Here is a 21134-nt window from a genome sequence, read left to right as displayed (position 1 = left end):
TCCACGGGCGCACGCGCTACCTTCGGGACAGGCGGTACGTGAGGAGCCGGGGCGTGGGGATCGAGAGCGACCAACTGGTCTACGAATATCTGAGCCGTGTCGGGGACTTGGCGCACCGGCGGCAGTTGTCGTCGGGCGACCGGATGCGGTTGGTCGCCGGCCTGCGGGACGAGATCGACCGTCGGCGTGCCACGTACGAACCGGACACTCCGGCGGCGGTACGGCTCATCCTGGACCGGATCGGCACGCCGGAGGAGGTCGTGGACACCGCGGGGCGGACGAGGGCGCCGGCGCCCGCCGTCGTACCGGTGCCGGCGGTGCCGAAGCAGCGGCGCGCGGACCGGGCCGCCAAGGCGACTCAGGCTTCGGCTCCGGCCCCCGTCAACGTCCCGCCGCACCTCGCCGGCGTCGACGAACTCGGCGACTCCGACCGGGGCGAGCCCGACTGGTGGCGGGTCGCCGCCGGCGGCCGGGGTGCCGGGCCGCAGGTGGAGGGTTTTGCGGGCGGCATCGAGTTCCCCGACCTCTTCGACGAGGACCGGGCCGAGGACGCGGACGGGCCGAAGCGGGACGGGGAGCGCGAGCCGGGGAGGGAAGCGGAGTCGGGGGCGGCCGCGAAGTCGGCCTCGGCCGCGCGGCGCCTCGTACGGGCGCTGCGGGAGCGGCGCGAGCGGAAGGCGGCCGGGGCCGAGCCGGAGGCGGGGGCGGTGGCGGGGGCCGCGCCGCGGGCCCGCCCGAACGCGTTCCTGCTGCTGGTGGCGGTGGCCCTCCTGGCCGGGGCCGCCACCGGGTCGTGGATGGTGCTCCTCGTCGGCTGGCTCGCGGCGTTGGCCTCCGGCGTGCTCGGGCCGCGCGAGCGCAAGTGGGCGGTCTTCGGCGTGCCCGGCGCGGTGTTCACCGGGGCGCTGGTGTGGCTGTGGGGCCGGGCCGACGGGCGGTGGGGCGAGGCCCTCGCCGACGACCGGCTGGGGGCGGAGTACCAGGGCATGTGGCCCGCCCTGACCCGCACCGCCGCCGTGGCCCTCGCCGCGTACCTGGCCTGGCGCTCCCGCCCCCGCGGCTAGGCCGTCTCTTCCGGACCGTGCCGGGCCCGCGCCGCCCGGCGCCGGGGGGTCTCCCCAGGCCCGCGGGGCCGAGGGGAAGCCGCGGGCCGTCGCCACCCGGCCGCAGGTGCGGCCGGCGGTGCGGCCGGGGGTTCCACCGGCGGGCGGGGCGGGGTCACGGGCGCGTTGCCGGGGCGTCGTACCGGCTCGGCACAATGGCCGCATGAGTTCCGACAACCCCACCGCGTCCGCCCCCGCCGCGCAGCTGACGGTCGGCTTCGACCTCGACATGACCCTCATCGACTCGCGCCCCGGCATCAAGGCCGCCTACCAGGCCCTTTCCGCCGAAACCGGAACGTTCATCGACGCCGACGCGGCCGTGACCCGCCTCGGGCCGCCGCTGGACGAGGAGCTCGCGTACTGGTTCCCGGCGGAGGAGATCCCGGCCATGGCCGACCGATACCGGGAGATCTACCCCACGTACGCCATCGAGCCGACGCCCGCGATGCCCGGCGCCCGCGAGGCGATCGAGGCCGTCCGGGCCCTCGGCGGCCGGGCCATCGTGGTCACCGCCAAGCACGAGCCGAACGCCCGCCTGCACCTGGCGCACCTCGGCATCGAACCCGACGCCGTCATCGGTTGGCTGTGGGCGGAGGCCAAGGCGGAGGCCCTGCGCGCGTACGAGGCGCAGGTCTACGTCGGCGACCACGTGGGCGACGTACGCGGTGCGCGGACCGCCGGCGCGCTGTCGGTGGTCGTGCCGACCGGGCCGTGCCCGGAGCCCGAACTGCGCGCGGCGGGCGCGGACGTGGTGCTGGCCGACCTCACCGCGCTGCCGGCCTGGCTCGCCGACTACGTCGCCGCCCGCGCCGCCTAGCGGCAAGGCCGGGCGGGAAGGCCTGGCGGGAAGGTCGGGCGGTCGCGCCGCCGCGGCTCAGGCCTGCGAGGCCCGCGCCGCCCGGCGCTGGGCCGCCGCCGAGCGCAGCACGCCCGCCGCCGAGATGGCGAAGCCGACGCCCATGAGCATGCACACGGCCCACGCGTACGACGGGAAGGGATCGGTGCCCAGGAACAACGGTGCCATCGTCGCGAGCGTCGCCAGCGCGCCCACGATGAACACGATGCCGCCGGCCTTCACGAGTCCGTCGCCGGGCCGCGCTTCGTCGGAATGAGGAGTAACAGTCACCTCACCAGGGTAGTTCCCTGGCCGAAGCGGTCACTCCGGGAAGGACCGGGGAACGACTTGTCACCCGTTTCTGGACCATTAGCCTGTGAGGAGGCGGGTCGCTGACCCGCCACACCGCTATCCGGAGCCGCATGCGAACGGCCCACCGGACCCGACGATTACAAGGACAGAGGACGGACGTGCCTACCGGCAAGGTCAAGTGGTTCAACAGCGAGAAGGGCTTCGGCTTTCTCTCCCGGGACGACGGCGGAGACGTCTTCGTCCACTCGTCGGTGCTCCCCGCCGGGGTCGACGCCCTCAAGCCCGGCCAGCGCGTCGAGTTCGGCGTCGTCGCGGGCCAGCGCGGTGACCAGGCACTTTCGGTGACGGTACTGGATCCGGCACCCTCGGTCGCGGCCGCGCAGCGCCGCAAGCCCGACGAGCTCGCCTCGATCGTGCAGGACCTCACGACCCTGCTGGAGAACATCACGCCGATGCTGGAGCGGGGCCGCTACCCCGACAAGGCGCACGGCGCGAAGATCGCCGGTCTGCTGCGCGCGGTGGCCGACCAGCTCGACGTCTGAGCCCCGCCCACCAGGCACCGGTGCCCCGCCGCTCGGAGGAGCGGCGGGGCACCGTCACGTGGTGCGCGGGCGCTACGGGAAGCGCAGCGCGTCCGGCTTGATGGCCGGAACCAGGCCCTCGGCCGCGGCCCTGGTCAGCAGCCCGTGGACGGCCGCGTAGCCGTCGTCGCCCAGCTCGGCGGTGAACTCGTTGACGTACAGGCCGATGTGCTGGTCGGCCACGGCCGGGTCCAGCTCCTGCGCGTGCGCGCGCACGTACGGCCGGGAGGCCTCCGGGTCGGCCCACGCCATCCGCACCGACGCGCGCGCCGACTCGGCCAGCGCCCGCAGCGTCCCTTCGCCCAGCGAGCGCTTCGCGATGATCGCGCCCAGCGGGATCGGCAGGCCGGTGGTGGACTCCCAGTGCTCGCCCATGTCGGCCAGGCAGTGCAGCCCGTAGTCCTGATAGGTGAACCGGGCCTCGTGGATGACCAGGCCGGCGTCCACCCGGCCGGCGCGCACCGCCGGCATGATCTCGTGGAACGGCAGCACGACCACCTCGCCGACCCCGTCGGGCAGGACGTCCGCGGCCCACAGTCGGAACAGCAGGTAGGCGGTGGAGCGTTCGCTCGGCACCGCGACCGTCTTCCCCGTCAGGTCCACGCCCGGTTCGCGGGTCAGCACGAGCGGCCCGCAGCCGCGCCCCAGCGCCCCGCCGCAGGGCAGCAGCGCGTACTCCTCCAGGACCCACGGCAGGACGGCGTAGGACACCTTCAGCACGTCCAGCTCGCCGCGCTCGGCCATGCCGTTGGTGAGGTCGATGTCGGCGAAGGTCACGTTCAGGGCGGGCGCCCCGGGGACCCGCCCGTGCGCCCACGCGTCGAAGACGAAGGTGTCGTTCGGGCAGGGCGAGTAGGCGATGTCCAACGGCCGGGCGTCAGCGCTGCTGGTGGTCATGGCGTTCTCCCCAGTTGACGAGTACGGGCCCCAGGGCCCCGAATCCGGCGGCCAGGGCCGCCAGCGCCTCCCCGATCCGCCAGGCGTCCCGGTCGCGCGGCCCGACGGCGTTGGACACGGCGCGGACCTCCAGGACGGGCAGCCCGTGCGCGGCGGCGGCCTCCGCGACCCCGAAGCCCTCCATCGCCTCGGCCCCGGCGAGCGGGTGGCGGGCGGCGAGTTCGGCGGCGCGCGCGGCGGTGCCGGTGACGGTGGAGACGGTCAGCACCGGTGCGAGGAGCGCCCCGGTGGCCTCCGCGGCGCGGGCGGCGAGGTCGGCGGGCGGCAGGTGCACGGCGCGGCCGAAGCCGAGTTCCTGGACGGAGAGGAAACCGTCGGGGGTCTGGGCCCCCAGGTCGGCGGCGACGAGCGCGTCGGCGACCACGAGCGAGCCGAGCGGGGCGGCGGGCGCGAACCCGCCGCCGATGCCGGCGGAGATGACGAGCGAGTAGTCGGCCAGCGCGAGGGCGGTGGCCGCGGCGGCCGCGGCGGCGGCCGGGCCGACACCGCCGACGAGCACGTCGACGGCGAGGCCGGGCAGGTCCCTGCGGCTGATGAGGTAGCCGCCGGGCAGGGTGCGCGGCTCGGGCGTGACCGGGTCCGGATGAGGGGTGAGACCGGTGGTCACGGAGTCGGCCTCCGCGGCCACCGCGGTCACGACGAGCGCGCGCACGGTTCGCCTGCCTTCGCCTGCGGGGTTCGCTACTTGAGCTTGAGCTTGAAGGACCAGACGGCGAGCGGCTTGCCGTCCGCGCCGACCTGGACGAAGCCGAGCATCTTCGAGGCGGGGGCCTCGCCCTGGCCGCCGGTCGCGAAGACGTCGGCGCCCTGGAAGCTGCGGTAGGTGTTGGAGGAGGGCTCGGTGATCGGCTGGCCGTCGAGCACGGCCTGCCACTTCTTGCCGTCCTCGACGACGTCCGGCTCGACACCGAGGCGCAGCGTGTCGCCGCGGCCGTACTCGACGGTCTTGGCGTCCTTGAGGCCGGTCAGGCACTCCTGGAGGCGGTCCATCGCGAGGTCCTTGCCGGCCTCGGGACGGCACTCGGCCTCCGAGGACACCGAGGAGCTGCCGACGGTCACCGTCGCGAGCGGCGTCGGCTTGTCGCAGGCGGACAGGAGGAGGAGCCCGGCGGACACGGCTCCGAGGGCCGCGACGCTGCGGCGGGCCCTACCCGGGAAAAGCGGTGCGGTCATGAGCCGAAGGCTATCGGGCCACCGGGTCGAGCCGCCGCACGGGGGTCCTCGGTGCGTCCCGGCCGCGCCGCCCGCGCGCGGACGCCCCGCCGCACGGCCCCGACCGCACGGTCGACGGACCCCGAACGGCCCACGGGCGGGCCGGGCGGCCGGGCGGGTGCGGGGCCGGGACCCGTACGGGCGCGCGGGGGCCGCTATGCCACGCGGGGGCGGGTGGAGCCGCGGGGGTGGCGGGGGGAGGTCAGGAACCCGCGCAGGGCCATCGTCGTACCGAGGGCGACCAGGACGGCGGCCACGGCCATGCCCAGGACCCCGTTCAGGGGCAGCGCGATGCCGATCGCCCCGCCCAGCACCCACGCCACCTGGAGCAGCGTCTCCGAACGGGCGAACGCCGACGTCCGCACCGCCTCGGGCACGTCCCGCTGGATCATCGCGTCCAGCGACAGCTTCGCCAGCGCCTGGCAGAACCCCGCCGTCGCCGCCAGCACCGCCATGAACAGCCCGCTGAACAGCAGCGTCGCCAGGATCGCCACGGCGAGCGTCAGCGACAGCACCGCGGCGACGATCGCCTCCGGCGCCCTGGCCCGCAGCCAGGCGCCCACCGCGGTCCCGCAGGCGTTGCCGACCCCCGCCGCGACGCCGACGATGCCCAGCGACACCGCCGCGCTCTGCCCGCCCAGCGGGTGCTCGCGCAGCAGGAACGCCAGGAAGAAGATCAGGAACCCGGACAGGGCGCGCATCGACGCGTTCGCCAGCAGCCCGCACAACACCGAGCGGCTCACCGTCCGCAGTCCGGGCCGCTTCGAGTGGGCCTCGTGCGTGGACAGCCGAGCCCGTCGTTCCCCCTTGGCTTCGTCCACCTTGTGCGGCAGCTGGAACGCCGCGAAGGTCCCCCACACGAAGATCGCGCAGGCCCCGTACAGCGGCCACGGAGGCCCGATCGCGTGCAGCCCGGCCCCCACCGGCGCGGCGGCGCCCGTGGCGAGCAGGCCGGCCAGGGTGACCCGCGAGTTCGCCTTCACGAGGGAGAACGTCGGCGGCAGGAGTCTGGGCACCACCGCGCTGCGCACCACCCCGTAGGCCTTCGAGGCCACCAGGACGCCCAGCGCCGCCGGGTACAGCTCCAGCCCGCCGGTGGCGACCGCGCCCGACATCATCAGTGCCAGCAGGGCCCGCGTCAGCATCGCGCCGGCCATCGCCGCCCGTCGTCCGTGCGGCAGACGGTCGAGCAGCGGACCGATCACGGGGGCCAGCAGGGTGAAGGGGGCCATGGTGATGGCCAGGTAGAGCGCCACCCGTCCGCGTGCTTCGTCCGTGGGGACGGAGAAGAACACCGTCGAGGCCAACGCCACCGTGATCATCACATCGCCGGCGCCGTTGATGGCGTGCAGTTCGATCAGTCGGCCCAGCCCCGATTCACCGGCGCCGTGGGCGTGCGTGGCCCTGCGGATCCCGCGCGCCGTCCCGGTGAAGGGGAGGTGCAGGGCACGTCCGACAGCCCGGCCGGCCCGCCTGGCCGGTCCCGAGCCGTCGGCGGACGACCGTACGGGTGCCACGTGGCCATAGTGCCCCACGGGGCCCGCCCGGACCCCTCCCGGACCCCTCCCGGCATGTCCCGGGGGCCCGATGGACCCGTCAGGGCACCGGAAGGGGTCGTCCGTTGTCCGCGAATCGGACCTCGCATGTGGGCCGAAGGCTTCGGAGGAGGTAGCGTGCGTAGCGCGCCACCGGCGGTTGCACTTGGCCGCGCGCCTCTTCGGGATCCCGCAGAATGGATCTCAGTGGGGTGTGCCCGAGGCCGATCGGGCGCGGACGTCGACGCGGCCCTCTGGTCCGCTCCGCCCGCGCTACGTACGGACGAGACCGACGGGTCGTTGTGGACGACAGTACGGACGGCGCACTCGTGAGACGGCGTAGGAGAGAACGAGACCTGTGAGTGCTGCGACGACGCGAAGCCGTACCCCGCGTACCCCCGCCCCCGACCGGCTGTGCGTGGAGGCGGTAGAGCTCGCCCGCGCGGCGGCCGAGGAGGCCGCCTACCCCGGCGTGGTGGGCGAGCACGTCTCCGTCGTGTCCGAGGGCGACCGGGTCGTCACGCACTTCTTCGAGTGCAAGGAACCGGGCTACCGCGGCTGGCGCTGGGCCGTCACCGTGACCCGCGCCTCCCGCGCCAAGAACGTCACCCTCGACGAAACGGTGCTGCTGCCCGGCGACGACGCCCTGCTGGCGCCCGAGTGGGTGCCGTGGAGCGAGCGGCTGCGCCCCGGCGACATGGGACCGGGCGACCTGCTGCCCACCGACGCCGACGACCTGCGCCTGGAGGCGGGCTGGTCGGGCGAGGACGCCCCGCCGCCGAACTCGGTGGTCTCCACCGAGATGGCCGACCTGGTCGAGGCCGAGGACGCGGAGGTCACCGACCGGGCCGTCGTGCCCGCCCGCGGCTCCATCACGTCCGTCGCCGAGGAACTCGGCATGCGCCGGGCGCGCGTGCTGTCCCGCTACGGGCTGCACAGCGCGGCCGACCGGTGGGACGAGTCCTTCGGCGCGAAGACCCCGATGGCGCAGGCGGCGCCCGCCTCCTGCGTGTCCTGCGGGTTCCTCGTCGCGATCGGGGGCTCGCTGGGGCAGGCCTTCGGCGTCTGCGCGAACGAGTTCGGTCCGGCCGACGGCCGTCTGGTGTCCCTGTCCTACGGGTGCGGCGGCCACTCCGAGGCGGCCGTCATGCCCAAGCCGCCGCGGCCCGCGCCGCCGGTGCTCGACTCGATGGCCGCGGACGCGTTCCCGCTCCGCCCGGCCGCCGACGCCGGCTCCGTCGCGGTGGAGGACCTCGCCCCGGCGGACCTCGGCCACTCCTGAGCCGGAGCCCGACGCCCGGCCCGCGACGCCCGGCCCGACGCCCGACCCGCGACGCCCCCGGCCACGGCCCGCGGGGCGGGAGGCGCGGTGGGAACGGGCGGGCGGGCGGCCGGGTGCGGCCGAACCGGTGGGCCCGGTCGGGCGAGGTGGACGGATCCGCGCGGCGGGCCCCCGTCGTCACCCCCGTGAACGGCGAGGACCGGTGGCCGACGCGGATCCCCTCGCCGACCGGCCCCGATCGGCGTCGTCGCACGGACCGCACGGACCGGACGGGGTGCGCGGAGCACCCCGGTCGACCCGCAGGGCGTCATGACCGGCCACCGCGACGAACGCGGGTGGCCGGAAACAGATCTTAGACCGGCGGGGAGCACCCGCATGTGCACTGCGCGCAGCGATCGTTGACGTTCAGCGCAGGAGGTTTGGACGGGCAACCAGACCGGGGGCGTCCGGGCCCGCCGCGGCCCGTCCCGTCGCGGCCACCGCCGTCTGGCGCAGCTCCGACGGGCTCGTCCCGTACGCCTGGCGGAAGGCCCGGCTGAAGACCGCCGCGCTGGTGAACCCCCACCGCGCGGCGATGGCGTGCACCGCCCGGCCGCGCAGTTCGGGCCGCAGCAGGTCGCTCCGGCAGCCCTCCAGACGGCGACTGCGGATCGTGGCCGCCACCCCTTCGGGCCGTCCCTGGAAGAGCTGGTGGAGCCGGCGCACCGACACGTGGTGGCGGGCCGCGACCACCCCGGGCGTCAGCTCGGGATCGCCCAGGTTGTGGCCGATGAAGGCGTCGATCTGCCGCAGCAGGACCTCCTCGCGGGCCTCGGCGGGCAGGTCGTCGTAGGCGTCGAGGCGTTCGGCCAGGCAGGCCGTCGCCAGCCCGAGCGCGGCCTGCCCCAGCCGGGCCAACTCCCGCTCCCCGCAGCCCTCGGCGTGCGCGTCGACGTCGTCGAGGAACCGGGCCAGGACCGCGCCCGTGCCCCGCGAGGCGGGGATCCGCTGCGCGAGCAGCCGGTCCACCCGATCGGGCCGCAACGGCAGCGAGGTGCGGGGCAGTTGCATGACGACGGCGCGGACCGTGCCGCCGTCCTCGGGCGCGCCGGCCTCGTACGGGTGGGAGGTGTCCCACAGCACGAGGTCGCCGGTGACCGACCCGGAATCGGCGCGCCGCTGCGAGATCCACATCGGGCTGCCCGTCACCAGGGCCAGTTGGTACTGCTCGGGATCGGAACGTCGGATGAGGGTGGGCGTACGGCTCGACCGCAGCGCGCCGTAGGTGAAGGTGGAGATCTGTACGGCGCCCAGGTCCAGCAGGGCGGCGTCGGCGCGGAAGTCGCCGGGGTCGGCGCAGCGGATCGCCGTCGGCGCGAGGGAGCGGTCGATGACGTCGGTGAACCAGCCGAGCCGGTCCCGCGCGGGCACGCCGGCCGAGGACATCCGCACCTGCATCTCCCGTTGCCCCCTTCGCCCGTGACCCCGCCCGTGACGGTTCCGTCGCCAGGGACGCGGGCCGGCCGCCCGCGGTTCCGGGGCGGACGGGGGCGGGGCGGGGGCCGCAGGCGGGTCGGCGGGCCGTCCGGTGTTCAGTCCTTCGGGCGGCGCCGCAGCAGCCGCTTCGCCCCGAGCACCACGAGCGTGCCCGCCACCAGCACCAGGGCCCCCTTGCCGTAGCCGCCGCCGTCCTGCCCGGCCGCGCCGGCGCCGCCCGCCGGGCCCGGAGCGGGGGCGCCGGAGCGCCCCGGGGAGGGGGCGGCGGACGGGTCGGCGCCGGCCGGGGCGACGGGCACCGCCACGACCCGGCTGCCGGCGCCCTCGGCCCCGAACAGCAGCGTCCGCCCGTCCGCGCTGTACGTCACCGACTCGGCCTGCCCCTGGAACGGCGCGCCCACCCGCTCGCCCTCGCCCCGGATCCCGCCGTCCGCCCAGGCCCACGTCCGGGCCGTCAGGTAGCCGCGCAGCGTGAGCCGGGTTCCGTCCGGGGAGAAGGCCCCGTCCGTCACCCAGGGCACGTCCCCGATCCGCCGGAAGACGTTGCGCCCGTCGGCGGAGAGCCGCTCGGGGCCCTCGTACAGGCCGCCTCCGCGTTCGTTCTTGCTCGCGATGTACACCCGGCCCGTCACCGGATGCACCATCAGGGCCTCGGCGTCGCGGGGGCCGTCCGCGTACGTCACCGTGAACTGCTCGGCCCGCACGGTGGCGTCGCCGAGCGTCTTCGGCTCGGGGAAGCGGTAGATCCACACGTGGTCCCAGGTGCCGCCCCGGTTGTCGCCGATGTCGCCCACGTACAGCTGCCCGTCCGGCCCCAGGGAGATCGCCTCCACGTCGCGCGGGGTGCCGATCCCGGTCAGGGTGAGCCGGGCCACCGTCCGGCCGGTCGCCCCGTCCACCGCGTACACGTACGGGCCGTCGTCGCTGTCGTTGTGCGTCCAGTACACGCCCGGGTGCAGCCGGCTCGCCGCCAGCCCGCTCGACTCCTTGATCCGCGGGTCGGTGATGGTGAACCCGGCCGCGCCGGGCGTCTCTGCCGCCACCGCCGCGGGGGCGGCCGTCACAGGGAGCAGGAGGGCGGCGGGGACGAGGGCGGCGGTGACGGTCCGCACGGGCAGCAGGCGCATCCCCCCAGCGTGCCGGCCCGCGCGGAGTGTCCGGCATCACAGCGGCGCCCGTCGGGTGATCCGCGATGATGACCGGATGCGTTTCATGTTCGTCGGCGACTCCATGACCATCGGACGCGCCGGCGACTACACCTGGCGCTACCGGATGTGGCGGCACCTCGACTCCACCCTGGGCCCCGCCGACCGCGTCGTCGGCCCGCGCACCGGCCTCTACGACGCCGCGACCGACGGCGCCGACAGTCACGACTACGCCGCCCCCGACTTCCCGGCGCCCGCCCGACGGCACCTGGCCGGCTGGGGCGAGGGCTGGCAGCACATGGCGCCCCTGATCGGCCCCGCCGTCGCCGAGCACCGGCCCGACGTCCTGCTCGTCTCCCTCGGCCTGATCGACCTCGGCTTCTACACCAGGGCCGACCAGACCGCCGTCAACGTCCGCCGCTTCGTCGAGGCCGCGCGCGGGGCCCGGCCGGCGGTGCGGATGGTGTTCCTGCCGGTCATCGCGAACGTCCGGGCCGAGGAGGACGCCCCCTTCGCGGCGGAGGTGACCCGCTTCAACGAGCTCCTCGCCAAGACCGTGGCCGACCTGACCACCGACGCCTCGCCGATCCTGCTCGCCGCCCGCCCGCAGGGCTACGACATCCACGTCGACACCTACGACGGCACCCACCCCAACGCCGCCGGGGAGCACCGCCTGGCGGGCGAGTTCGCCGCCGTACTGCACCAGGCGTGGGGCATCGGCGGCCCCTACCGCCCGTAGGGCGTGTTGCGAAAACGGCTCAAGGTGGCCTGCTTCAGGCCGACGGACCCTGATCGACAAGATGGGCGCATGGACAGCGAACCTCTGCAGATCCCGCTCGACCGGCTCCGGCACGCCTTCGAGCTGGCACTGCGACACATCGAAGCCTCAGCCGGCAGCACCGTGGCACTCGAACGCGACTACTTCTGGTCCGTCCCGGGCGACGAACTCTACGACGTCCCCGACGAACCGAGAACGATCACGATCGGCCAACTCTCGGAATCGTGGCAGCACCTCGAAGACCTGCTCGCCGACCCGGACCGGGCCTTGGGCTACCACCTGGTCTGGCTCGCCGATGTCCTCCGGGCGATCGGGCACGACACCGCCCGATTGCCACCGCGCGAGGGCACCGGACGACGCGGGCTCGACCGGCGAGATCCGAAAGGGACGACCTGGCGCGGGGCGGACCGCTCGGGTGGTGGCCGCCGCCCGCGGCGCGGGGACGACGACCACCACCGTACGCACGTACGTACGGCTACCGGCTCACCAGGCGAAGGCCTCCGGGGAGGGGCCCGGTCCGGGGAAGACCTCGTCCAGCCCGGCCAGCACCTCCTCGCCCAGCTCCAGCTCCAGCGCCCGCAGCGCGCTCTGAAGCTGCTCGACGGTGCGCGGGCCGACGATGGGGCCCGTCACGCCCGGCCGGGTCAGCAGCCAGGCCAGCGCCGTCTCGCCGGGCTCCAGGCCGTGCTTGTCCAGCAGGTCCTCGTACGCCTGCACCTGCGCCCGTACCGTGCTGTTGGCCAGGGCGTCCGCGGAGCGCCCGGAGGCGCGGCGGCCTCCCTCGACCTCCTTCTTGATGACCCCGCCGAGCAGGCCTCCGTGCAGCGGGGACCAGGGGATGACCCCGAGGCCGTAGTCCTGCGCGGCCGGGAGGACCTCCATCTCGGCGCGCCGCTCGGCGAGGTTGTAGAGGCACTGCTCGCTGACCAGGCCGACCATGCCGCGGCGGGCGGCCGTCTCGTTGGCCTGGGCGATCTTGTAGCCGGGGAAGTTGGAGGAACCGGCGTAGAGGATCTTGCCCTGCTGGATGAGCACGTCGACGGCCTGCCAGATCTCCTCGAAGGGGGTCCGGCGGTCGATGTGGTGGAACTGGTACAGGTCGATGTGGTCGGTCTGGAGCCGCTTGAGGCTGGCCTCGACGGCCCGGCGGATGTTCAGCGCCGAAAGCCGGTCCTCGTTGGGCCAGGTGTCCGCCTCGCGGGACATCGAGCCGTAGACCTTGGTGGCCAGGACCGTCTTCTCCCGCCGGCCGCCGCCCTGGGCGAACCAGGTGCCGATGATCTCCTCGGTACGGCCCTTGTTCTCACCCCAGCCGTACACGTTGGCCGTGTCCACGAAATTCAGACCCGCGTCGAGGGCGGCGTCCAGGATGCCGTGACTGGTCGGTTCGTCTGTCTGCGGACCGAAGTTCATCGTGCCGAGAACGAGTCGGCTGACCTTGAGTCCGGTGCGTCCGAGCTGCGTGTACTTCATGGGACCCAAGCCAACTGCTTCGAGTCCACTCCAGGCAAGACCGGCCCGCCCTCCGGACGGTCCTGCCTGCCGGCCGGCGGAAGCCCTCGGCGTTTCCCGTTGTGGAAACTCCACGGCCTTGCGACGCCCTCGTGTTCCTCGGGAGCATGGGGCGGTACGCAGAGCGGTCGTACCGAGGGGGCAACGCGTGGAGGTCAGGATGCTCGTCACGACCTGCGAGAACGGGGACTGCCCCACGCTGTACGCGACGGACCGGGACACCCTTCTCGTGCAGGGCGAGGTGCCGGCCGACCACGGCCTGGTGATCCCGGCGCGGGAGACCCTGGTGGAGATCCCCCTGGAACTCATCCGGAGGGCCATCCGTGATCAGCTCATCTAGCAACCTGGCGGAGCGGTTCAAGACGTTCGAGCGCGAAGCGTTTCGGCTGGAGATCCTGGACGACTACAACGTGCCGTCGAGCGCGGAGAACCTGCGCGCGTTCCTCGCGGGTGAGGCGCAGCCGGAGGACTACAACGCCGGATGGGTCGAGACGGTCCGGTCGGCCACGCGGGCCGGCAAGCGGATGTACCGGGTGCACATCGTCTCCCGGCCGTTGACGGACTACCTCCGCTACGAACTCGGCTGGGGGTACGTGAAGAACATGACGGGCGGTGAGGAGTTCTTCATCCTGGACGTCACCGAGAAGCCGAACCCTCTGGAAGGGGTGCCGGACTTCTGGCTGTTCGACGAGACCTCCCCGGTCGTCATGAACTACGACGCCACCGGTGCGTTCCTCGGACCGGACTTCCTTGATGCCGCGCGTGCGGCGGAGTTCGTGCGCCACCGGGACACGGCGCTGGCGCACGCCGAACCGTTTGCCGAATGGTGGGCGAAGCACGGCGGGTGAACAGAACGGAACTGGGATCGGCGCTGCGGGCGCTCCGGCGGGCATCCGGCAAGGAGGCCAAGGCCGTCGCGCGTAGCGCCGTCATGTCCACCGCCAAGCTGTCGAAGATCGAGAACGGCCACGTGGCGCCCGGTGTGGTGGACGTGGAGCGCATCCTGACGGCCTTGGAGGTGTCCGAGCGGGTCAAGGCCGAGTACATGGCCGCAGCGCGGGCCCAGGCCACGGAGGCGACGGCCTGGCGGCTGGTCCGGCGGATGGGCTTCCACCGGAAGCAGGAGGAGATCCGGGCGCTGGAAGCCTCGATGGGGCTCCTGCGGCTGTTCCAGCCGTCGCTGGTCCCCGGGCTGTTGCAGACACCCGAATACGCGCGGGCCGTGTTGCGGGGCAAGGGACTGAGCGAGGACCGGCTCGCCCGGACCGTCGGAGCTCGGATCGAGCGTCAACAGGTGTTGTACGACGCCGACAAGCAGCTCCGCTTCGTCATCACGGAACCCGTGCTGCGCTGGCGCATCCTTCCCCCCGCGATGATGGCCGGACAGCTGGACCGCATCGCCTCCGTCTCCCGCCTGCCGAACGTGGACGTCCGCATCGTCCCCCTGGACCGTCCGCAGACCGATGTGCCCGGGCACTCCTTCGTCATTCGGGACGACCGCATGGTGACCGTCGAGACCACACACGCCGAGGTGGTCGTGACCGATCCCAGGGACGTCGCCCTGTACGTCGACAAGTACGAGCGCTTCGCCTCGGTGGCGACCGTCGGAGACGCGACGCGAGCACGGCTCGCGGAGATCCGCGACGGGTTCTTGCGCGAACGGGAAACGGGCTAGATCCCGCTGACCGGCGGCTGGACCATCGTGCTCACCGATGGAGCGAGCGGGAGGCGCACGACATGAGCAGAGCGCGGACGACGATGTCGGGGCCGGTGTACCTGTCCTTGCCGAACGTGCCGCCGGGGCCGGTGGACGGGTGTGGGGTGTGCCGGGCCCTGGTCGCGCAGCGGCGGGAGGACCGGGGGCGGGGCGACCTGTCGGCCGTGACCGACGCGGACGTGGAGCTCCGCAACCACCCCCACCGGGATCGGAGGCCGTGATGACGCGTTCGGTGCTGCGGTACGTGCAACACCGCATCGGTCGGCATCCGGGGACGGACGTGACCTTCGAGGCCGAGTGCCTGCGCTGCGACTGGCAGGCCCCGGCCTGCGACGACGGGGCGGCGGTGGACGTGGCGTGCATGAGCCACACGGGCCGGACGGGGCACCGGGGGTTCCGCCGCCGGTGCACGTCCTTCGCGTGGGTCGAGCGCACGGGGTAGGCCCGCGGTCCGACCGTCGGTCCGGGTACGCCGGGGCGGGCCGGGGCGGGTGGGGCTACTGGCCTACGGCGGCCGCCACGGCGACGACGAGGAACATCAGCACGAGCACACCGGCCATGACACGGTTTCTGGTCTTCGGGTCCACCCGTCGAGACTAACGCGGCGGCCCCCGGCACTCGTGCCGGGGGCCGCGAGACTTCCGTCATGCCGGGGCGGGGGCGGCCCCGGCGCCGGCTCAGCCGCCCACCGGCACCAGGGCCGCTTCCCGGCCCACGCGGGCGGCGCGCGGGCGGGCCACGGCCACGTAGCTCGCGGTGCCCAGGGCCACCGACTCGTCGAGCCGGCCCGCGTTGAACCAGATCTCGTCGTGCTCCAGCAGCGCCGGGTCGACCACCACCTCCACGGTGGGGTCGAAGCTGATCGGCATGATCGAACCGCTGACGCAGCCCGTCAGGCGTTCGGCGACCTCGCGCACGGCGAAGGAGGCCTTCGTGCCGCCGTACTCGTCCCGTACGGCGTCCAGGTCGACCCGGTGGTGGCCGGGCACCACGGCGATCACGTAGCGGCGCTGCTTGCGTCCCAGCGCCACTCTGATGACCATGCACTTGGCCGCCTGTTCGAGGGGGTGGCCGCGCAGGAGGCTGGCGAGTTCGGTCCGCCCCTCCGGGGCGTGGCGCAGCAGCCGGTAGTCGGCTCCCGAGCCCGCGAGGAGGTCGATCAGACGGGCGTAGCTGTCCGCGATCGCGGTCGCAGAGGTCACAACGGTCCTTTCCGGAAACTTCGTTGGCGGTGACTCAGCGCTCGCGCAGCTCCAGGGTGCAGCACTTCACGCTGCCGCCCGCCTTCAGGAGCTCGGAGAGGTCGACTCCGATCGGCTCGAAGCCGCGTGCGCTGAGCTGGGCCTTCAGGCCGGTGGCCGCCTCCGGCAGCAGCACGTGGCGGCCGTCGGAGAAGGCGTTCAACCCGAAGGCCGCGGCGTCCTCGGCGGTGGCGAGGATCGCGTGGGGGAACAGGGTGGCGAGCACCGACCGGCTGCCCTCGGAGAAGGCGGCCGGGTAGTACATGACCTCGTCGTCGCCGAGCACGGCGAGCGCCGTGTCCAGGTGGTAGTAGGCCGGGTCGACGAGGGTCAGGCTCGTCACGGGCAGCCCGAAGAACTCCTGGGCCTCGGCGTGCGAGCGCGGGTCGGTGCGGAAGCCGGTGCCGGCCAGGAGCCGGCGGCCGACGGTGAGGAAGTCGCCCTCGCCCTCGTTGACGTACTCGGGCCACAGCAGTTCGGTGTGGCCCCGGCGGGCGAACCAGTCGAGGTACGCGGGGCCCTCGGCGGTGCGCTGGACGTGCCGGAAGCGGGCCCCGTACACCTTGCCGTCGACGACGGTGGCGCCGTTGGCGGCGAACACCATGTCGGGCAGGCCGTCGACCGGTTCGATCTCCTCCACGACGTGGCCGAGTTCGAGGTACAGGTCGCGCAGCCGCTCCCACTGGCGGACGGCGAGGGCGGTGTCGGTGCTCTTCTCCGGGTGCATCCACGGGTTGATCGAGTACGTGACGTCGTAGTGCCGCGGCCGGCACATCAGCAGTCGGCGTCGGGTGGCGACGCGCGAGGGGGCCGGGAGGGTGGTGGTCGCGGCGGGCTCGGTGAGCGGCACGGGAACTCCTTCAAGGGTGGCTGGAGGGACTCCGGGTCGCGCGCGAGGTGGCGCGGGCGACCGGCGGTGCGTGCGGTTGCGTCAGCGGGCGGAGGGGAGCGGGTGCTCGCCGGGAGCATGCCGGTATCGCCTTTACTGCTTCTGTTTCACCGGAATCCGGATTCCGCGCCACGAAGTACGGGCGACGCCCGCGTGAACCGCTTCGGAACGTCGGCCCGAGCGGCGCGGGAGGAGGAGCGGGAGCGGCGCCGGCGGCCCGGTCAGCGGCCGGTCAGGGGCCAGTCGGCGACGGTCTCGTAGCGGGGCCGTTCGCCCGGGATCCCGCTGGTGGGGAGGTTGCTGCGGACCAGGCTGAGGCGCTCCGCGCGCCAGCGGGCGCCCTCGAAGGCGGCGAGCCCGTCGAGGTAGGGGGTGAGGTCGGCGTGGGCTCCGGTGCGGGTGCGGGCCAGGGTGACGTGGGGGGTGTAGCGGTGGTGGCCCTCCATGGGGACCCCGGCGCGGCGGGCGGCGGCGTCGGCGCGTTCGGCGAGCATCCGCAGGGCGTCGAGGTCACCGGCGGCGCCGACCCACAGGGAGCGGGCGCCGAAGTGGCCGGCGCCGCGCAGGCGCAGCGGGAAGGGGGCGGTGCGGGAGGCGGCGCGCCCGAGCCGGGCGTGCAGATCGGGCAGGACCTCGTCGCGGACCTCGCCCATGAAGGCGAGCGTGAAGTGTCGGCCGGCCTCGGCGGTCCAGCGCAGCCCCTCGTCGGCCGGCAGCGCGGCGAGGGCCGTGCGCAGTTCCCCGAGGGCCTCGGCCGGGGGCAGCACCGCGGCGAACAGCCTCATCCTCCGACGATAGCCCGACCGGCCCCGCCCCTCGGGGGGACGGGGCCGGTTTCAGCCGCCGGGCCGCCGGGCCGCCCGGCCGCCGGGCCGTCAGGCGGCGGTCGCGAGCTCGCGGGGCCGCGCGGAGGGGACGAACGTGACGCCGTGGCGGCCGACGCGCAGCCGCAGGTTGCCGACGCGCGACAGCACCAGGCCGACGCCGAGCGCCGCCACCAGGGAGATCAGTCCGCCGGAGGCCATGCCGACGCGGGCCCCGTAGGTGTCGGTGATCCAGCCCACGAGCGGGGCGCCGAGCGGGGTCCCCCCGGTGAAGACCATCATGAACAGCGCCATGACCCGGCCGCGCATCTCGGGGTCGGTGGCCATCTGGACGCTGGAGTTCGCCACGACGTTGACGGTCAGGCCGAACACGCCGACGGGCACGAGCAGCGCGGCGAACAGCCAGAAGCCGGGCGCGAACGCCGTCGCCAGCAGCAGGACGGAGAACAGTCCGGCGGCGGCGACCAGCAGCCGCAGCCGGGTGTGGCCGCGTCGGGCCGCGAGCAGCGCGCCGATCAGGGAGCCGGCCGCGATCAGGGTGTTGAACAGCCCGTACGTGCCCGCGTCGCCGTGGAAGACGTCGCTGACGAAGGCGGACAGCCAGATCGGGAAGTTGAACCCGAAGGTGCCGATGAAGCCGACCAGGACGATCGGCCAGACCAGCTCGGGCCGCCCCGCGACGTAGCGCAGGCCCTCCCGGAGCTGGCCCTTGGCCCGCGGCTGCGGGGTGACGGGGTGCAGCTCGCGGCTGCGCATCAGCAGCAGCGCCGCGATGGGCGCGGCGAAGGACAGTCCGTTCAGCAGGAAGGCCCAGCCGGATCCGACGGCGGTGATCAGCACGCCGGCGATCGCCGGGCCGACCAGCCGCGCGGACTGGAAGTTGGCGGAGTTCAGGCTGACCGCGTTGGCGACCTGCGCGGGACCGACCATCTCGGAGACGAACGTCTGCCGCGCCGGGTTGTCGACGACGGTGACCAGGCCCAGCAGGAAGGCCGCGAGGTAGACGTGCCACACCTGGACGTGCCCGGCCAGGGTGAGGACGGCGAGCGCGACGCCGGTGAGGCCCATGGCGGCCTGCGTGCCGATCAGCAGCGGTCGCTTGGGCAGCCGGTCGGCGAGTACGCCTCCGTAGAGGCCGAAGAGCAGCATCGGCAGGAACTGCAGCGCGATGGTGATGCCCACGGCGGACGCGGAGCCGGTCAGTGAGAGGACCAGCCAGTCCTGCGCGATGCGCTGCATCCAGGTGCCCGTGTTCGAGACGACCTGGCCGGTCGCGAAGAGCCGGTAGTTCCGGATCCTCAGCGAGCCGAACATGGAGTTCCGGCTCGCCGCCGCGACGGGGGTGGTGGGGGTGGATGTATGGCCGGGTGCGGAGTCTGCTCCGGTTCCCGTACTCAAAAGCGTTCGCCTCCTGGCGTCGTTCCTTACAAGTGCGCGAGCTTCTCCAGGACGGGTGCGGCCTCGCGGAGCTTGGCCCATTCGTCCTCGGTGAGCTCTGCCGCGAGCCCGGCCAGGAAGGCGTTGCGCTTGCGGCGGCTCTCTTCGAGCATCGCCTCGGCCACCTCGGTCTGGCTGACCACCTTCTGGCGGCGGTCGTCGGGGTGCGGCTCCAGCCTGACCAGGCCCTTGGCCTCCAACAGCGCGACGATGCGCGTCATCGAGGGCGGCTGCACGTGCTCGCGTCGGGCCAGCTCACCGGGGGTGGCCTGGCCGCAGCGGGCGAGGGTGCCGAGGACCGACATCTCGGTCGGGCTCAGCGATTCGTCGACGCGCTGGTGCTTCAGGCGTCGGCCCAGCCGCATGACGGCGGAGCGGAGATCGTTCACGGCGGCAGCGTCGTCGCCATGGGAAAGGTCAGGCATGTCTTTAGAGTAACTCATTACTTTTCCTAAGTACCACCGGGTTACGGTCCCGACCCGCATCACTCGTACGGGTGAGCCGCCGGCGGAAAGTGACACGCGTCGGCACCGTGTGGCCCGACCCTGTCGGGCATGGGGACACATGTGCTGAGCATGCGCATAGACGGGGAGCTGTTGGACCGGCTCCGGCACCATGCCGCCAAACGCGGAATGAGCGTCCAGGACTATGTCGTCCGGACGCTCATTCGCGACGATTTCGACGAGCGGTTCAAGGCCGCCGTCGACGAGACGGAGAAGTTCTACGGGCTGACGTAGCGCTTTCGCGCGCGCGTACCCGTGGCCGCTCTCCGGGCGGGACCGCTACGTGAGGCCCAGGGCCGGCATCGCGTAGTAGAAGACGAAGACCGCCGAGACGACGTACATGGCGGCCGGGACCTCGCGGCCCCGGCCCGCCGCCAGGCGCAGCACGCTGAAGCTGATGAAGCCGATGCCGATGCCGTTGGTGATCGAGTAGGTGAACGGCATCATCACCATGGCCAGGAAGGCCGGGACGGCGATGGTGAAGTCGCTCCAGTCGATGTCCTTGACGGAGCCGGCCAGGATCAGGAAGCCCACCGCCACGAGGGCGGGGGTGGCGGCCTGCGACGGGACCATCGTGGCCAGCGGCGTGAGGAACAGCGCCACGGCGAAGAGGCCGCCGGTGACGACGTTGGCCAGGCCGGTGCGGGCGCCCTCGCCGACGCCCGCCGTGGACTCCACGAAGCAGGTGGTGGCCGAGGATGAGGTGGCGCCGCCGGAGGCGACGGCCAGGCCGTCGATGAGCAGGACCTTGTTGATGCCGGGGAAGTTGCCGTCCCGGTCGATCAGCTTGGCCTCGTCGCCGACGCCGAGGATCGTGCCCATCGCGTCGAAGAAGCAGGACAGCAGGACGGTGAAGACGAACAGGATCCCCGTCAGCAGTCCGACCTTGCCGAAGCCGCCGAAGAGGCTGACCTGGCCGACGAGCCCGAAGTCGGGGGCGGCCACCGGGTTGCCCGGCCACTGCGGGACGGTCAGGCCCCAGGCCTGGTCGGGCAGGTCGCTGACGGCCTGGACGAGGACGGCGACCAGGGTCATCACGACGATGGAGATCAGGATCGCGCCGGGGACCTTGCGGATGAGCAGGGCCAGCGTGAGCAGGACGCCGATCACGAAGACCAGCACCGGCCAGCCGTCGAGGTGCCCGTTGCCGCCGAGCTGGAGCGGGACGGTGGTGTGCGCGGCGTCCGGGATGCGCGAGACGAAGCCGGAGTCGACCAGGCCGATCAGCATGATGAACAGGCCGATGCCGATCGCGATGCCCTTGCGCAGGCCTCCCGGGACCGCGTTCATGACCCGCTCGCGCAGGCCGGTGGCGACCAGCAGCATCACCACGAAGCCGGCGAGGACGACCATGCCCATGGCGTCGGGCCAGCTCATGCGCGGGGCGAGCTGGAGCGCGACGACGGTGTTGACGCCGAGGCCGGCGGCCAGCGCGATCGGCACGTTGCCGATGACACCCATGAGGAGGGTGGTGAACGCGGCCGTCAGGACGGTGGCGGTGACGAGCTGGCCGCCGTCGAGCTGGTGGCCGTACATGTCCTTCGCGCTGCCGAGGATGATCGGGTTCAGCACGATGATGTAGGCCATCGCGAAGAAGGTCGCGAAGCCTCCGCGGACCTCGCGGGCCACGGTCGAGCCGCGCTGCGAGATCTTGAAGAAGCGGTCCAGGCTGCTGGTGGGGGCCGCGGCGGGTGCCGAGGTGCTCATGCGGTCCTCAAACTGGTTGATTTAGTGGTTCGTACGAAGAAAACCGGCCGTAGGCAAACCGTTTCAGTATGAACACATGAACGAAGGC

Annotated in this window: 25 protein-coding genes; 11 read left to right on the top strand and 14 right to left on the bottom strand. The window is 73.4% G+C overall.

The window, feature by feature from the left end:
- Window positions 1-53: 53 nt before the first annotated feature.
- Window positions 54-1064, top strand: coding sequence for a hypothetical protein (locus AB0D01_RS14490; protein WP_363055485.1), 1011 nt, complete (start codon window positions 54-56; stop codon window positions 1062-1064).
- A 202-nt stretch (window positions 1065-1266) separates the two neighbouring features.
- Window positions 1267-1920 carry an HAD family hydrolase gene (locus tag AB0D01_RS14485; RefSeq protein WP_363055484.1) on the top strand — a complete coding sequence of 218 codons (654 nt, stop codon included), beginning with the start codon at window positions 1267-1269 and terminating at the stop codon, window positions 1918-1920.
- Between the two features lie 57 nt (window positions 1921-1977).
- Here AB0D01_RS14485 and AB0D01_RS14480 read toward each other — a convergent pair whose 3' ends face one another.
- Window positions 1978-2229 carry a hypothetical protein gene (locus tag AB0D01_RS14480; protein ID WP_363055483.1) on the bottom strand — a complete coding sequence of 84 codons (252 nt, stop codon included), beginning with the start codon at window positions 2227-2229 and terminating at the stop codon, window positions 1978-1980.
- Between the two features lie 179 nt (window positions 2230-2408).
- Between AB0D01_RS14480 and AB0D01_RS14475 the strand changes: the two genes are divergently transcribed.
- Window positions 2409-2792, top strand: a complete 384-nt coding sequence (locus AB0D01_RS14475; protein ID WP_363055482.1) for a cold-shock protein — start codon at window positions 2409-2411, stop codon at window positions 2790-2792.
- Window positions 2793-2864: 72 nt separating this feature from the next.
- Here the strand turns inward: AB0D01_RS14475 and AB0D01_RS14470 are convergent, their stop codons facing one another.
- From AB0D01_RS14470 to AB0D01_RS14455, 4 genes are all read right to left on the bottom strand, one after another.
- On the bottom strand, window positions 2865-3728 hold the full coding sequence (locus tag AB0D01_RS14470) for a 1,4-dihydroxy-6-naphthoate synthase (protein WP_363055481.1): 864 nt from the start codon (window positions 3726-3728) through the stop codon (window positions 2865-2867).
- The gene (locus tag AB0D01_RS14465; RefSeq protein WP_363055480.1) at window positions 3709-4440 is read right to left on the bottom strand and encodes a futalosine hydrolase; all 732 of its coding nucleotides are present in this window, start codon (window positions 4438-4440) and stop codon (window positions 3709-3711) included. Before AB0D01_RS14465 ends, AB0D01_RS14470 begins: the two co-directional genes overlap by 20 nt.
- A gap of 29 nt (window positions 4441-4469) precedes the next feature.
- The gene (locus AB0D01_RS14460) at window positions 4470-4961 is read right to left on the bottom strand and encodes a DUF2771 domain-containing protein (protein WP_363055479.1); all 492 of its coding nucleotides are present in this window, start codon (window positions 4959-4961) and stop codon (window positions 4470-4472) included.
- Between the two features lie 194 nt (window positions 4962-5155).
- Window positions 5156-6517, bottom strand: coding sequence for an MFS transporter (locus AB0D01_RS14455; RefSeq protein ID WP_363055478.1), 1362 nt, complete (start codon window positions 6515-6517; stop codon window positions 5156-5158).
- Between the two features lie 376 nt (window positions 6518-6893).
- Here AB0D01_RS14455 and AB0D01_RS14450 point away from each other — a divergent pair, with 376 nt between their 5' ends.
- Window positions 6894-7817 carry a DUF3027 domain-containing protein gene (locus AB0D01_RS14450; RefSeq protein ID WP_363055477.1) on the top strand — a complete coding sequence of 308 codons (924 nt, stop codon included), beginning with the start codon at window positions 6894-6896 and terminating at the stop codon, window positions 7815-7817.
- A 405-nt stretch (window positions 7818-8222) separates the two neighbouring features.
- On the opposite strand, the gene AB0D01_RS14445 is transcribed toward AB0D01_RS14450, so the two are convergent.
- Both AB0D01_RS14445 and AB0D01_RS14440 read right to left on the bottom strand, forming a co-directional pair.
- Window positions 8223-9254: a helix-turn-helix domain-containing protein gene (locus AB0D01_RS14445; RefSeq protein ID WP_363055476.1), complete on the bottom strand. Its 1032-nt coding sequence runs from the start codon at window positions 9252-9254 to the stop codon at window positions 8223-8225.
- Window positions 9255-9388: 134 nt separating this feature from the next.
- Window positions 9389-10420, bottom strand: a complete 1032-nt coding sequence (locus AB0D01_RS14440; protein ID WP_363055475.1) for a WD40 repeat domain-containing protein — start codon at window positions 10418-10420, stop codon at window positions 9389-9391.
- Window positions 10421-10496: 76 nt separating this feature from the next.
- Here AB0D01_RS14440 and AB0D01_RS14435 point away from each other — a divergent pair, with 76 nt between their 5' ends.
- Window positions 10497-11177 (top strand): GDSL-type esterase/lipase family protein, encoded by a 681-nt coding sequence (locus tag AB0D01_RS14435; protein WP_363055474.1) that lies wholly within the window; start codon window positions 10497-10499, stop codon window positions 11175-11177.
- A 522-nt stretch (window positions 11178-11699) separates the two neighbouring features.
- Here the strand turns inward: AB0D01_RS14435 and AB0D01_RS14430 are convergent.
- Window positions 11700-12689, bottom strand: coding sequence for an aldo/keto reductase (locus AB0D01_RS14430; RefSeq protein ID WP_363055473.1), 990 nt, complete (start codon window positions 12687-12689; stop codon window positions 11700-11702).
- A 187-nt stretch (window positions 12690-12876) separates the two neighbouring features.
- On the opposite strand from AB0D01_RS14430, the gene AB0D01_RS14425 reads away from it, so the two are divergent.
- The 5 genes from AB0D01_RS14425 to AB0D01_RS14405 all read left to right on the top strand — a co-directional run bounded on the left by AB0D01_RS14425 (window position 12877) and on the right by AB0D01_RS14405 (window position 14887).
- Complete coding sequence (locus tag AB0D01_RS14425; RefSeq protein WP_363055472.1) at window positions 12877-13068, top strand: hypothetical protein; 192 nt, start codon at window positions 12877-12879, stop codon at window positions 13066-13068.
- A complete protein-coding gene (locus AB0D01_RS14420) occupies window positions 13052-13576 on the top strand; it encodes a DUF6879 family protein (RefSeq protein ID WP_363055471.1) in 525 nt (174 codons plus the stop codon). Before AB0D01_RS14425 ends, AB0D01_RS14420 begins: the two co-directional genes overlap by 17 nt.
- Window positions 13573-14403 (top strand): helix-turn-helix transcriptional regulator, encoded by an 831-nt coding sequence (locus AB0D01_RS14415; protein WP_363055470.1) that lies wholly within the window; start codon window positions 13573-13575, stop codon window positions 14401-14403. The genes AB0D01_RS14420 and AB0D01_RS14415 overlap by 4 nt, the downstream gene beginning before the upstream one ends.
- A 62-nt stretch (window positions 14404-14465) precedes the next feature.
- Window positions 14466-14666 (top strand): hypothetical protein, encoded by a 201-nt coding sequence (locus AB0D01_RS14410; RefSeq protein ID WP_363055469.1) that lies wholly within the window; start codon window positions 14466-14468, stop codon window positions 14664-14666.
- The gene (locus tag AB0D01_RS14405) at window positions 14666-14887 is read left to right on the top strand and encodes a hypothetical protein (RefSeq protein ID WP_363055468.1); all 222 of its coding nucleotides are present in this window, start codon (window positions 14666-14668) and stop codon (window positions 14885-14887) included. The genes AB0D01_RS14410 and AB0D01_RS14405 overlap by 1 nt, the downstream gene beginning before the upstream one ends.
- 235 nt (window positions 14888-15122) lie before the next feature.
- On the opposite strand, the gene AB0D01_RS14400 is transcribed toward AB0D01_RS14405, so the two are convergent.
- The 5 genes from AB0D01_RS14400 to AB0D01_RS14380 form a co-directional block, all read right to left on the bottom strand.
- Window positions 15123-15647: a YbaK/EbsC family protein gene (locus AB0D01_RS14400; protein ID WP_363055467.1), complete on the bottom strand. Its 525-nt coding sequence runs from the start codon at window positions 15645-15647 to the stop codon at window positions 15123-15125.
- 34 nt (window positions 15648-15681) lie between these two features.
- Window positions 15682-16536 (bottom strand): dimethylargininase, encoded by an 855-nt coding sequence (ddaH, locus tag AB0D01_RS14395; protein WP_363055466.1) that lies wholly within the window; start codon window positions 16534-16536, stop codon window positions 15682-15684.
- Between the two features lie 260 nt (window positions 16537-16796).
- Entirely contained in the window at window positions 16797-17360 is a 564-nt protein-coding gene (thpR, locus tag AB0D01_RS14390) for an RNA 2',3'-cyclic phosphodiesterase (RefSeq protein ID WP_363055465.1), read from the bottom strand.
- Window positions 17361-17450: 90 nt separating this feature from the next.
- On the bottom strand, window positions 17451-18797 hold the full coding sequence (locus tag AB0D01_RS14385; protein WP_363055464.1) for an MFS transporter: 1347 nt from the start codon (window positions 18795-18797) through the stop codon (window positions 17451-17453).
- 26 nt (window positions 18798-18823) lie between these two features.
- Window positions 18824-19261: a MarR family transcriptional regulator gene (locus AB0D01_RS14380; protein ID WP_249767153.1), complete on the bottom strand. Its 438-nt coding sequence runs from the start codon at window positions 19259-19261 to the stop codon at window positions 18824-18826.
- A 129-nt stretch (window positions 19262-19390) separates the two neighbouring features.
- On the opposite strand from AB0D01_RS14380, the gene AB0D01_RS14375 reads away from it, so the two are divergent.
- The gene (locus AB0D01_RS14375; RefSeq protein WP_249767154.1) at window positions 19391-19573 is read left to right on the top strand and encodes a BrnA antitoxin family protein; all 183 of its coding nucleotides are present in this window, start codon (window positions 19391-19393) and stop codon (window positions 19571-19573) included.
- 45 nt (window positions 19574-19618) lie between these two features.
- On the opposite strand, the gene AB0D01_RS14370 is transcribed toward AB0D01_RS14375, so the two are convergent.
- Window positions 19619-21046, bottom strand: a complete 1428-nt coding sequence (locus AB0D01_RS14370; protein WP_363055463.1) for an NCS2 family permease — start codon at window positions 21044-21046, stop codon at window positions 19619-19621.
- Between the last annotated feature and the right edge of the window lie 88 nt (window positions 21047-21134).

The sequence above is a fragment of the Streptomyces sp. NPDC048606 genome, from assembly GCF_040650855.1.
In the GTDB taxonomy this organism is placed as follows: Bacteria; Actinomycetota; Actinomycetes; order Streptomycetales; family Streptomycetaceae; genus Streptomyces.
The sequence above is the reverse complement of the archived record's forward strand: the minus strand, read 5'-3'. Positions and strand labels throughout refer to the sequence as shown.

What these genes read in the sequence shown, in the direction of transcription:
- AB0D01_RS14485 (WP_363055484.1), top strand. Translation starts at nt 1,267, where the DNA reads ATGAGTTCCGACAACCCCACCGCGTCCGCCCCCGCCGCGCAGCTGACG.
- AB0D01_RS14470 (WP_363055481.1), bottom strand. Translation starts at nt 3,728, where the DNA reads ATGACCACCAGCAGCGCTGACGCCCGGCCGTTGGACATCGCCTACTCG.
- AB0D01_RS14460 (WP_363055479.1), bottom strand. Translation starts at nt 4,961, where the DNA reads ATGACCGCACCGCTTTTCCCGGGTAGGGCCCGCCGCAGCGTCGCGGCC.
- AB0D01_RS14445 (WP_363055476.1), bottom strand. Translation starts at nt 9,254, where the DNA reads ATGCAGGTGCGGATGTCCTCGGCCGGCGTGCCCGCGCGGGACCGGCTC.
- AB0D01_RS14440 (WP_363055475.1), bottom strand. Translation starts at nt 10,420, where the DNA reads ATGCGCCTGCTGCCCGTGCGGACCGTCACCGCCGCCCTCGTCCCCGCC.
- AB0D01_RS14435 (WP_363055474.1), top strand. Translation starts at nt 10,497, where the DNA reads ATGCGTTTCATGTTCGTCGGCGACTCCATGACCATCGGACGCGCCGGC.
- AB0D01_RS14430 (WP_363055473.1), bottom strand. Translation starts at nt 12,689, where the DNA reads ATGAAGTACACGCAGCTCGGACGCACCGGACTCAAGGTCAGCCGACTC.
- AB0D01_RS14410 (WP_363055469.1), top strand. Translation starts at nt 14,466, where the DNA reads ATGAGCAGAGCGCGGACGACGATGTCGGGGCCGGTGTACCTGTCCTTG.
- AB0D01_RS14405 (WP_363055468.1), top strand. Translation starts at nt 14,666, where the DNA reads ATGACGCGTTCGGTGCTGCGGTACGTGCAACACCGCATCGGTCGGCAT.
- thpR (WP_363055465.1), bottom strand. Translation starts at nt 17,360, where the DNA reads ATGAGGCTGTTCGCCGCGGTGCTGCCCCCGGCCGAGGCCCTCGGGGAA.
- AB0D01_RS14380 (WP_249767153.1), bottom strand. Translation starts at nt 19,261, where the DNA reads ATGCCTGACCTTTCCCATGGCGACGACGCTGCCGCCGTGAACGATCTC.
- AB0D01_RS14375 (WP_249767154.1), top strand. Translation starts at nt 19,391, where the DNA reads ATGGGGACACATGTGCTGAGCATGCGCATAGACGGGGAGCTGTTGGAC.
- AB0D01_RS14370 (WP_363055463.1), bottom strand. Translation starts at nt 21,046, where the DNA reads ATGAGCACCTCGGCACCCGCCGCGGCCCCCACCAGCAGCCTGGACCGC.